Raw genomic sequence first — 12082 nt, forward strand, 5'->3', positions numbered from 1 at the left:
TTTTAAATTACCTCTTACTTACATTATTTTTGAGCAGATTAATTTTAAAGTATTAAGTTAAATTAATTTCAATTTATTTTATCATGTTTTACACAATAATTTTCAATAAATTAGTTATAAAAAATATTCTTCTGTTTAATATTTTATAAACTACATACAATATGCTAAAATACCTCTATTGCAATAAAACAGAACATATTAAGAGGGAATGTAATTATGAGAAAGTTAATTCTGGCAATTGTAACTGTGCTCTTCGTCGGTTCAATTATAACACCTTTTGCCAACGCTGAAACAGTCACACCTACACAGGCGGCAAATCAATATGGTTATAATGTTACTGATAATTATCAACCTGAAGGTGCAGTAAATATTGCCCAAACCGGTCAAATTCTTTACCAATATAACGCTGATAAAGATTGGTATCCCGCTTCGATGAGCAAATTGATGACCATGTATTTAACACTCGAAGCCGTTAATCGTGGGGATTTATCTTTAGATGATAAAGTTAAAATCACAGACAAACATTACAGCATGTCTACCTTGCCTGAATTAAGTAATACCAAGCTTTATCCTGGAGAGACTTACACGATTAAAGAGTTACTCCAAATCACTGTTTCAAATTCAAGTAATGCCGCAGCGCTTATATTAGGTCAAGAAGTATCTGGAAACCTTTCAGATTTTACAGATGCAATGAACAAAAAAGCAAAATCAATAGGTATGAAAGATACACATTTTGTTAATCCAACAGGTGCTGAAAATAAACAATTAAAAGACTTTGCACCAAAAAAATATAAAAATGAAGAGAATAATACATCAACCGCTAAAGATTTTGCAATTTTAGCTCAACGTACCATTCAAGATACACCAAAAATCATTTATTTCACTAAACAATTAGCTCCAACGCAACACGGTGTTACATATTACACGTTTAATCACTCTTTAGAGGGTGCGGATATGAGTTTAGAGGGGACAGATGGTTTAAAAACTGGCTCTAGTGACATTGCAGATTACAATCACACTATCACTACAAAAAGAGATAAATTTAGAATTAATCAAACAATAATGGGTGCTGGTAACTACGACAACTTAGGTGGCGAGAAACAACGTAATATGATGGGCAATGCCTTAATGAATATGTCTTTTGATCAATATAAATATAAAAAAATTATTTCAAAAGGCAATCACAAAATTAATGGAAAAACATATTATGTAGAAAAAGACTTATACGATGTACTTCCAAATGATTTCGATAAAAATGATTATAACTATGTAATTGAAGATGGTAAATTGCATATTGAATATGATCGAAAATTTATTTCCGATAAATACGGCCCACCAACTGTTAAAGTAAGCAAACCAATTCTGCATCAAACTACGACAGTTGTGAAAACGACGTGGGATGAACATCCGATCCTCACTTTATTAGGTACGATATTAATCATAGCTGCAATCGCAATTATTATTTATCTTATTATCGAAACTTTCAAAAACAGAAAAAATCATAAATAAAGTCATGAATTATTAATGCCAAAATGATACCCCGAAAAGATGCTTTAACTTAGAAATCTTCTCGGGGTTTTTCATAACTTGATCGTTCGATGACAAAACAAGTTGAGGCTGAGACATTACGATGTCCCAGCCTCACTTAATATATTTATTTAACATATGATTTATTAAAATTATAATTCAATATCAACAAATGACTGCTGATTTATTTTTCAGCATCACCATAAAGTTCTTTCTTGATTTTAGTAGTAGAAATACCTTCTGTACGGTTAAGGTAAATCACTTCACATTTATCTTTCAAGAAGTCAAACTCACCTTCCCAGTCGTGCCCCATTACAAAAGTATCTATTTCATAGCGATCGACGTCGATTTCTTTTTGTCCCCAGCCACTTTCAGGGATTACAAGATCAACATAACGAATAGACTCTAGCATCATCTTTCGTTGTTCATAATTATAATAAGACTTTTTATTTTTAATGCGATTAAATTCATCTGTAGATAGTGCAACTACTAAATAATCGCCCATTTCTCTAGCTCTTCTTAATAATTCAATGTGACCATAATGTAATAAATCATACGTTCCATAAGTAATAACACGTTTCATACGCTCATACTCCTTAACAAAATTTAATTAAAATTTACATTTTTTAAAAGTATAGCACACTGATTTGAAGTTTACGAACTATACCCAAAATTCATTTTTTTAATATTTGTTTTAATTTCATTTTACCTCTGAATTTCACACGTTTCGGTAACACTTCCATTTGAAAACGGTAATAATTCGGTCTACCAATGCCTACATTAAGTAATGCTTCTCGCCATTTTTTATATAACGCTTTATTCCAATTTTTTCCACATTGTTCAACAACCCTAATTATTCTAAACATTGCTTCTCCTGAATAATCTGCTTCTTGCATATTATACATATAAGACGTTACGACATCTAAAAATGATTCTGTTAATTTTTTATTATTTGTGAGAAATGCTTGCAACAAGTAACTGACAATGAGTTCATCCATACGATAACTGTAATAAATCCGTTCTTCTCTTAATAACAATGTGTGCATCACTCTATGTCTTACTTTAATCGCATCGCTCATATAATTTACAAAGCGATCTGCTCTTTGATCTGTCACCGACCCTTTTTCTTCATGATAACCATACACAATAAAAGGTAATAATTGCACATCTCGAGCTTTCTTATAAGCTGATATCATAAATGTATGCTCTTCACAAAACACTACATCTTCATCGAAGCGTAAATCTTTGAATGTCGCACTAAATAACTTGCCTCCTGGACCAATAGATTGCATCATTTCAGGACATTGTGCTAAATTCACTTTATCAAATTTTTGTATGGGTTGGTGTGTATAAAAACTTTGCCATGCACCTTTATTTAGTCTTCCAATTTGTCCTAGTACAATATCTACATGTTCATCCTGTTGAAAGTAATCTGCCATAGCATCGATACTATTTGGCAAAAATTCATCGTCTGCATCTAAAAACATAAAAGCATCACCAGTAACATACTCCAATGCATTATTTCTGCTCACAGCTGCACCTTGATTTGCTTGATTAATAATACGAATGTTTTTGTATGCTTTTTGTAGTCTTTCTAAAACTTGTTTACTTTCATCTGTTGATCCATCATTGATACAAATAATTTCATAATCTTGCTTTGTATCCACCGAGCTTATTGCTCTTTGAAGTGTATTTGCTGCATTATAGACAGGTATGATAATTGATATTTTCATGTTTTCACCATTTTCTCTATATGATTTATAACCTGAGTTAAGCTGTTTGGAACATTATAGTCATGCCAATTTTTGAACAATGGCATTAATGCATTTGCATGTGTTTGAAGTATATGAACGATGTCTTCTTCGCTATATGCTTTGTAAAATTCCGGAATTTCATAATAATATGAATTTAGCCCCCGTACTTTTTCATAATTTGCTTCATCATAGACATAAAAAAGCGTCGGCTTATTTAACAAACTTGCTTCTATTGCTAATGAGCTATAATCTGTGATGATAACGTCCGCCATAACCATGAGCGATTGTAGACTAATATTTTGTTGCTCATCTTGAGGTAGTGATGGATGTAACTTACTCATCAATGTGTATGAAGGCAATGCTGTTTCAAAACGCGCCTTATCAATAATCTGATTGGCTTGGTGATGCTCGCGATACGTTGGCACATAAAGCGCTAATTTATCATTGATACCATATTGTAACTTTAATGCTTGCTGCTTTTGTTTGATATCTAAATTTACATATGGAACAAGACGAGGCAATCCAGTTCTTAAAAATTGATCATCTTTCGCACCAAACGCGGATTTAAAACAATTCACCATTGGTTCGCCCCCTACTAAATATTTATCAGTAGCGCGATAAACATTTTTATATTGGTTCACCATTTTTTTATTATTTAAATCTACTTGGTGGTCAGTAAGTCCAAAATTTTTCAGTGCACCAACTGCGTGCCAAGTTTGAATGATTGTCTGTTGCGATTTCTTTTTGAAACCGCCAAACAATAAATAATATGTATCTATCACAATAATTTTTGCCGTACTCAAGGCCTTTATATGTTTAAAGACTTTTTTATTGCCCGCAGGTATAAATGTCACATTATCTAATTGTTCAACATATTTTCTATTACTTTCCTTGGCAATCACTGTCACTTCATAAGATTTTCGATTTAATGCTTCGATGATTGGAAGTACATCTTCAACAAATGTCATCATGACGACAATATGATGATGATTTATTTTTTTCTTTATATATATCAAATTTAAAAAACTAATGATTGTCATATAAAGTTTTTTTATTAGCTGTCTCAAATTTCCACCGCCGGTAATTATTTATTCTCTTTTATTATAGCTATTTTATATTTAAAATTATAGAAAAATCCTTTAATGACTTTTAAGCCACCAAAGGATTAAATATAAATCGTCTTTGTCTGAATTCCATTACATAAAGTCTGCAAAATGATCTCTATAACGCATATGCAATATAGATCCTATGACAAATAAAAATACAATGATAAAGAAGTTATAAAATGTTAATTCCCAATGTGTAACAAAATACCATTCGTTATATAGAACCGATGCACGATACGCCTCAGCAAGATAATAAATTGGATTCAGTTGCATAACATCTTTAACAATACCTTCTGGCGGTACAATCAAAATAGATGAAGCAAAGAATACCATTCTCATCAATGCTTGAATTGCTGGTTGAGTATCTTTTACTAATACACCTAACGTAGAAGTAAACAATGCTACTGTTGTAGTAAAAATTAATGCAAATGGTACATATAAAAATAATTGTAATGTATAAATAGATGGATAATAACCACCTAACATACATAATAAAATAACAGCAACTAATAGTGCGATATGACCATAGAACCTACTCATCACTATATATGATGGTATAATTGATAACGGAAAATTCATCTTAGCGACATGATTATATTTACTTGCGATTGATTTCGTACCTTCTAAAATACCTTGGTTCACAAAGAACCACATACTAATACCAACGAGTAACCAATAAATAAATGGGACACCCTCGATTGGATTATTAGTTCTAATTCCTAGACCAAATACAAACCAATAAACCATAATTTGCATTGCTGGATTAATTAATTCCCAAGCCATACCAAGGTAATTATTGGTGTTAGTAATTTTAACTTGGAATTGTGCTAACCTTTGAATTAGATAGAAATTTTTAAAATGCTCTTTTAAGACTACCCACACTGCACTCATTTAAATAAACCACACTTTCAATCAATTTGCTAATCATAATTATGCTATAAAAAGTCTACATTCAAATCTAATATACGCTTTGTTATTCATCTTAACAACCTATATTTAATTGGGTAAATTAAATATTTTATGTAATAAAAGCGGATGTGCTTACTCATATGATTGTTGTATAATAGAAAAACAACGAAGCTAAAATAACCTCATTTTAGTTGATTTTATAACTTAAATTCAGTAAACTTTAACAATTGTATAAGAACGTTATCTTAAAATTTGTACTCACTTACTTTACAATAGGTTAATAAATTTAACAACTCATATATAATATAATATACTATATACTATCTGCAAATAAGGAAGGTAAAATTATGAATGTATCGGTTAACATTGAACATGTAACTAAAGAATACCGCATCTATCGCAATAATAAAGAGCGTTTAAAAGATGCCTTAGTCCCTTTTAATAAAAACAAGACATTTTATGCGCTGAATGATTTGTCATTAACAGCATACGAAGGTGATGTTATAGGCCTTGTAGGCATCAATGGGTCAGGTAAATCTACGCTTAGTAATATTATTGGTGGTTCCCTATCTCCTACTGCTGGAGATGTGAATCGCCACGGTGAAGTTAGTGTGATTGCAATTAATGCTGGTTTAAATGGACAGTTAACAGGTATTGAAAACATAGAATTTAAAATGTTATGCATGGGATTCACAAGAAAACAAATTAAAGCCTTAACACCTGATATTATTGAATTCAGTGAACTAGGAGAATTCATTTATCAACCTGTTAAAAAATATTCTAGTGGTATGCGAGCCAAGTTAGGTTTCTCAATTAATATCACGACAAATCCAGACATTCTTGTCATTGACGAAGCATTATCAGTTGGAGACCAAACTTTTGCACAAAAATGTTTAGATAAAATTTACGAGTATAAAAAGCAAGGTAAAACTATTTTCTTCGTAAGCCATAATATGAAACAAGTGCGTGAATTTTGTACTAAAATCGCGTGGATAGAAGCTGGTAAATTAAAAAAATTCGGTGAACTAGACGAGGTTTTACCCGAATATGAAAAATTCTTAAACGGTTTTAAAAAATATTCCAAAGAGGAACAAAAAGCCTTTAGAAGTAAATTGGATAACTCAAGATTTGAAGTGAAATAATTTTATTGACTGTTAAATATCATAGATAACGACTGCACAATTGCATGACAATTTTAATAAATAAATCATAACTAAAATAAACTTATATTTGCTAAATATATCAAAGTCATTGTAGTAAAAAAATCGGCTATAGCTTAACAATGCTATAGCCGATTTTTTATTGCTTTGCTTTTTGCTTAATCACTTTAAATACAAACTTCGGTATGGCTTTCATTCTACCAAACCGTTTCCAATCAATGATAAAACGATAAATCCATTCGATATTTAATTTACGAAATATTTTGGGCGCTCTTTTTTTCGTTCCACTAAAAACTTCAATAGATCCGCCTACACCCATTAGTAATGTCTGTTTAAAATAATGATCATGACGTTCAATCCATTGTTCTTGCTTAGGATAACCCATACCAACGAAAACATAATCTGGATTAAATGAACTCACGTGTTTCAATACCGTTTCATCTTCTAAATTAAAATAGCCATGGTGATAATCAAAATGAATATTAGGGTATTTTTCACTTAATTTCTTCACAGCTTGAACGACAACCTCATCTTTTGCACCTAATAAAAAGACTTTTTGATAATTAGCATTAGCAATTTTCAAACATGCTTCCATTAATTCTATACCTGGAACACGTTCTTTCAAAGGGGTTTTAAGCAGTTTTGAAGCCATAACTACACCTGTACCATCAGGAATGACATAGTCTGCTTTGTTAATTAACTTACGATATGCTTCATTTTCAGTAGAAAAGTCAACTATTTCAGGATTAGCAGTTACAATAAATAAATTTTTTTCAGATTGTGATTCAAAAAAAAGCTTTATACGGTCACGCATTTCTGTCAGCGTTACATTATCGAATAAAACAGATAATACGTTTACCTTTTCTAATTTATTAGCTCTTGTCATAATTGGTTATCTCCTAACTCAATTCTTTTTCTCGTTACCCTATAATACATTACTTGTAATATGAATACTGTTACTCTCGCATATATTACAATATTAATAAAACCTAGGTCAAACCGCTTTAAAATATAATATACATCAAAAGTCCAAATGATTTATGGATAATCTTACTTTATACTATTATATGTGAGATACTGTTTGATTATTATCGTATCTCGTAAAATATTAAATTTTCGTATTCTAAAAATGAGGTATTTCATGTCTAAGCTAAATGCGTTTTTCAGTTCTTCTATTCAATTACATCTTTATTGGATTGTTTTAGTGGCTATAATCTATATCATCATACATACTTATCGAAATAAACCTATCAACCAATTTTTAGATATCTATTTTAACTATATCCCTGTATTAACACATGAGTTTGGCCATATATTATTTAATAAATTGAGCGGTGGACGAGCGAGAGACTTAGTGATTGTGGCAAGACCAGCTGAGCGTCTAGCAACATCTCAACAAGGCTACGCCATAACACAATCAAAAAATAGTGTTGGTCAGTCCATCACTACATTCGGTGGCTACGTTATGCCGCCATTGATGTTATATATAGGATTTCTATCTACGCAATATCAATATCCAAGCTTGTTTATCACTGCTTACCTATTAATATTTATATATTTTGTATGCTTAACATCTAGAAAGCTATTACCAATGTTCATAGTAATACTTTTAATTTTTTTATTATATTGCTTATTTAAAAGTGATAATCAATTAGCGATACTTTATGTTATATCCATTACACAACATTTTATCTTAGGTGTTTTATTAGGAGAAGTTCTTCAATCATCTTGGACAATATTCAAATTGACTTTCTCATCAAATGAAATCACTTGGGATGGTAGCACTTTAAAAGCATTGACTCGTGTTCCAACCTTCCTCTATAGCTTCATTTGGATAGCGATCAATTTATTTACTGTATATCAATTATTCCGAGTTTACTTTATTCCTTAGACCTCTTCAAAAAGAGTCTAGGACATAAAATTATTGGGTAAGTGAAAAAGCCAATATCCATTGAAATAATATAAAAATCGGCTTTAATAGGTTGTATTTTGATAAGACGCTTGAGACAACAGGACAAACTGAAGACGACGGGCAGAAGCTGTCCTATAAGAAAGCGAGCCAACAATACGCCGCAGCATTGAATAACAATAAGCACACAGATAGATTGAATTAAATCATCTGTGTGCTATTTTTTAGGATTTATGACTCAGACTTTTTTCCTTTCAATATCACTATTAACTATTAAATATGACTACAATGTCCTTTTCAAGCTTTGTCTTATGCTTATTAGATAGACGATTTCAATTTTTTAAATCCTTCTAAGTTGCATATAAAAAACTTCAGTATGCAAATTCTTATTTTTCTGCATAAATATGTTCTGCATTATCATAACTCAGTACTGTCACTTTTTCTTCTTTCTGCACCATTACCACTTTATTGGTATCATCTTTATCTAATATTTTTATTTGTTCCCCAATCAATATGGATTTACTTGTTAAATAAACTAACAATTCTGTTCTATCTCGCACACGTTTTATCGTCACTATATCACCAGCTTCAAACGACAATAAATTTGTAGTATATATCTCTTTATATTTATTATCTCTAGGGATAATACCACCGTGCGGACAAGTGATTGGGTAATCTAATAATTTATCTAAACGTTCTACAAATAAGTGTGAAACTTTGTGTTCTAGCACCTCAGCTTCCTGATGTACCTCTTCCCAATTATATTCCAATATCTTAATTAAAAATAATTCTAATAATCGATGTCTTTTAATGATATCTAAGGTATATGTCAAACCTTCTTCTGACAATTGCACACCTTTATATGGCTTCGTTTCTACAAATCCCGATTTTTCTAAACGATTCACCATTTCACTTACAGATGGTGGTTTGATATTTAAATACTGGGATAACGTCTTATTTGAAACGAAAGAATGATCGCCATTATGAGTCAAAATTGCTTTTAAATAATCTTCTTTTTCTTCAGTTAGCATGGTTTCACCTCTCAAGTCATTCACTTTATTGTATCACGAATCTACTTGACACGCTAAAAGTTAATGTTATATTATAAATTAAATTAGGTTAGCCTAAAATTTAATTTAAGGAGGTAGAAAAATGTTAGAAATTAATAACTTAAATCTCACTTTAGGGAATAAACATGTCTTGGAAAACATTAATTTAGAAATTCCCGTAAAAGGTGAAATTATAGGTATTATGGGACCCAATGGAGCAGGAAAATCTTCCTTACTCAAATCAATTATTGGTGAATTTAAGTCAACAGGTATCGCTAATTTACATAACATTGCTATACAACAAACACTTAAAAATGTTACATACATCCCACAAAAAGCACATATTGACTTAGACTTTCCAATTAAGGTAGAAGATGTTGTACTCTCAGGTGCCTATAAAGATATTGGTTGGTTTAGGTTTGTTACCCCTAAAACAAGAGCTAGACTTAATCAACTACTATCAACATTAGAATTACAAGATTTAAGAAATCGACAAATTTCTGCACTCAGTGGAGGTCAATTACAAAGAGTTTTAATAGCTAGAGCACTCATGACAGAAAGTACACTCTATCTTTTAGATGAACCATTTGTAGGTATCGATTTCCATAGTGAACAAATCATAATGACTCAATTAAATGAGCTTAAAGAAGCTGGGAAATTAATTTTAATTGTACACCATGATTTATCTAAAGCAGAAAAGTATTTTAATCGTGTTATTCTTTTAAACAAAACAATTCGTTTCTTTGGAGAAAGTCATGTTGCGATGCAACCTGACCATTTAAACGAAACTTTCTTAAACCCCACACAGGAAGAGCAACAAAAGTCAGAATCGGCATAAATAGAAAGGAAGTAACACGATATGGAATTTTTTCAACACCTATTTGAATACAAATTTTTAAGCAATGCATTGATTATTTCAATTGTTGTAGGAATCGTTTGTGGTACAGTAGGTTGCCTCATTGTATTAAGAGGCCTGTCCCTTATGGGAGACGCAATGAGTCACGCAGTTTTACCTGGGGTAGCATTATCATTTTTATTCGGCGTTCCTATGTTTGTTGGAGCGTTAGTGACAGGTATGATTGCTAGTATCTTTATCGGATTCATTACCAAAAGTAGTAAGACCAAACCTGATGCTGCGATAGGTATTAGTTTTACAGCATTTTTAGCTACCGGGGTCATTTTAATTAGTCTCATTAATAGTACCACCGACTTATATCATATTCTTTTCGGTAACCTATTAGCAGTGACACACGCTACTTTTTGGTCAACAGTCGTAGTTGGTTTAATCGTTATGATTTTAATTATAACTTTCTACAGACCATTAATGATATCCACATTCGACCCAATTTTTAGTAGAATGAGTGGTTTAAACACTACATTTTTACACTATTTCGTTATGCTATTGCTCTCACTCGTTACGGTAGCAAGCATACAAACAGTAGGTATTATATTAGTTGTCGCTTTATTGATTACGCCTGCTTCAGCTGCATTTTTAATCGCTAAAAAATTACATACGATGATGATTATTTCTAGTCTTATTAGTGTTATAAGTTCAATTGTCGGTATGTATTTTAGTTATATTTATAATATTCCAAGTGGTGCAACTATCGTCTTATGTGCGTTTATCATTTATATCATTATTTTCACTTGTAATAAAATGCAATTTTTCACAAAAAAAGGAGCAATTTAATGAAAAAACTATTAACAATTACAATGATTCTTTTATTATTTTTAAGTGCATGTGGTAAAGGAAACAACGATTCTAATTCTCAATCACATGAAAAAATAAAAGTTGTAACAACAAACTCAATCCTTTATGACATGGTCAAAAATGTTGGAGGCGATAACGTAGATATTCATAGTATCGTCCCAATCGGTCAAGATCCACATGAATATGAAGTAAAACCAAAAGATATTAAAGCATTAACAGATGCTGACGTTGTGTTTTATAACGGGCTAAACTTAGAAACAGGTAATGGTTGGTTTAAAAACGCATTATCACAAGCTAATAAGTCATATGAAGATGGTTCTGTTGTTAAAGTTTCAAAAAATGTTAAACCTTTATACTTAAACGGTGCTAAAGAAGGCGATGAATCAAAACAAGATCCACACGCTTGGTTAAGTTTAGATAATGGTATTAAATATGTAGAAGAAATAAGCAAAGCCTTGATTAAGAAAAATGACAAGTATAAAGATGATATTCAAAGTAATACCAAAGATTATATCGCTAAGTTAGAAGATTTGAAAAAAGAAAGTCATGATAAATTCAACGATATACCTAAAGAACAACGTGCAATGATCACAAGTGAAGGTGCTTTTAAATATTTCTCAAAACAGTTTGATATTAAACCTGGTTATATTTGGGAAATCAATACCGAAAAACAAGGTACCCCTGAACAAATGAAGCAAGCTGTAAAATTTGTTCAAGACAATAACCTTAAACATTTACTTGTAGAAACGAGTGTAGATAAGAAAAGTATGCAAAGTCTAAGTGAAGAAACAAACTTAGATATTTATGGAGAAGTATATACAGATTCTATAGGTAAAAAAGGCACTAAAGGAGATTCATATTTTAATATGATGCAAGAAAATATCAATACTGTTCACGGTAGTATGGAATAAAATAAGGCTATTTAACCTACATTGTAGGTGAATAGCCCCATACCGT

At 31.1% G+C, this 12082-nt stretch carries 12 protein-coding genes; 6 read left to right on the forward strand and 6 right to left on the reverse strand.

What is annotated here, in order from left to right; translation table 11 throughout:
- Positions 1-216: 216 nt before the first annotated feature.
- Positions 217-1509, forward strand: a complete 1293-nt coding sequence (gene pbp4, locus KA814_RS03640) for a penicillin-binding protein PBP4 (RefSeq protein ID WP_064209566.1) — start codon at positions 217-219, stop codon at positions 1507-1509.
- A gap of 202 nt (positions 1510-1711) precedes the next feature.
- On the opposite strand, the gene tagD is transcribed toward pbp4, so the two are convergent.
- From tagD to KA814_RS03660, 4 genes are all read right to left on the reverse strand, one after another.
- Positions 1712-2110: a glycerol-3-phosphate cytidylyltransferase gene (gene tagD / locus KA814_RS03645; RefSeq protein ID WP_019468395.1), complete on the reverse strand. Its 399-nt coding sequence runs from the start codon at positions 2108-2110 to the stop codon at positions 1712-1714.
- 91 nt (positions 2111-2201) lie between these two features.
- Positions 2202-3260 (reverse strand): glycosyltransferase family 2 protein, encoded by a 1059-nt coding sequence (locus KA814_RS03650; protein ID WP_046207321.1) that lies wholly within the window; start codon positions 3258-3260, stop codon positions 2202-2204.
- Positions 3257-4348 (reverse strand): teichoic acid glycerol-phosphate primase TarB, encoded by a 1092-nt coding sequence (gene tarB / locus KA814_RS03655; RefSeq protein WP_064209567.1) that lies wholly within the window; start codon positions 4346-4348, stop codon positions 3257-3259. Before tarB ends, KA814_RS03650 begins: the two co-directional genes overlap by 4 nt.
- 129 nt (positions 4349-4477) lie before the next feature.
- Positions 4478-5278 carry an ABC transporter permease gene (locus tag KA814_RS03660; protein WP_019468398.1) on the reverse strand — a complete coding sequence of 267 codons (801 nt, stop codon included), beginning with the start codon at positions 5276-5278 and terminating at the stop codon, positions 4478-4480.
- Between the two features lie 365 nt (positions 5279-5643).
- Between KA814_RS03660 and tagH the strand changes: the two genes are divergently transcribed.
- Positions 5644-6438, forward strand: a complete 795-nt coding sequence (gene tagH / locus KA814_RS03665) for a teichoic acids export ABC transporter ATP-binding subunit TagH (RefSeq protein WP_046207318.1) — start codon at positions 5644-5646, stop codon at positions 6436-6438.
- 157 nt (positions 6439-6595) lie between these two features.
- Here tagH and tarA read toward each other — a convergent pair whose 3' ends face one another.
- Positions 6596-7342 carry an N-acetylglucosaminyldiphosphoundecaprenol N-acetyl-beta-D-mannosaminyltransferase TarA gene (gene tarA, locus KA814_RS03670; RefSeq protein ID WP_046207317.1) on the reverse strand — a complete coding sequence of 249 codons (747 nt, stop codon included), beginning with the start codon at positions 7340-7342 and terminating at the stop codon, positions 6596-6598.
- A gap of 255 nt (positions 7343-7597) precedes the next feature.
- Here tarA and KA814_RS03675 point away from each other — a divergent pair, with 255 nt between their 5' ends.
- Positions 7598-8347, forward strand: a complete 750-nt coding sequence (locus tag KA814_RS03675) for a M50 family metallopeptidase (RefSeq protein ID WP_046207316.1) — start codon at positions 7598-7600, stop codon at positions 8345-8347.
- Positions 8348-8751: 404 nt separating this feature from the next.
- Here the strand turns inward: KA814_RS03675 and KA814_RS03680 are convergent, their stop codons facing one another.
- The gene (locus tag KA814_RS03680; protein ID WP_046207315.1) at positions 8752-9396 is read right to left on the reverse strand and encodes a metal-dependent transcriptional regulator; all 645 of its coding nucleotides are present in this window, start codon (positions 9394-9396) and stop codon (positions 8752-8754) included.
- A gap of 121 nt (positions 9397-9517) precedes the next feature.
- On the opposite strand from KA814_RS03680, the gene KA814_RS03685 reads away from it, so the two are divergent.
- Genes KA814_RS03685 through mntC form a run of 3 tightly spaced genes read left to right on the forward strand, consistent with a single transcriptional unit; the run spans position 9518 to position 12036 of the window.
- Positions 9518-10252: a metal ABC transporter ATP-binding protein gene (locus tag KA814_RS03685; protein WP_064209568.1), complete on the forward strand. Its 735-nt coding sequence runs from the start codon at positions 9518-9520 to the stop codon at positions 10250-10252.
- A 21-nt stretch (positions 10253-10273) separates the two neighbouring features.
- Positions 10274-11104 (forward strand): metal ABC transporter permease, encoded by an 831-nt coding sequence (locus KA814_RS03690; RefSeq protein WP_064209569.1) that lies wholly within the window; start codon positions 10274-10276, stop codon positions 11102-11104.
- A complete protein-coding gene (gene mntC / locus KA814_RS03695) occupies positions 11104-12036 on the forward strand; it encodes a manganese ABC transporter substrate-binding lipoprotein MntC (RefSeq protein WP_064209570.1) in 933 nt (310 codons plus the stop codon). Before KA814_RS03690 ends, mntC begins: the two co-directional genes overlap by 1 nt.
- Positions 12037-12082 lie beyond the last annotated feature (46 nt).

It is taken from the genome of Staphylococcus sp. GDY8P196P (assembly GCF_017891705.1).
GTDB classification, from domain to species: Bacteria; Bacillota; Bacilli; order Staphylococcales; family Staphylococcaceae; genus Staphylococcus; species Staphylococcus ureilyticus.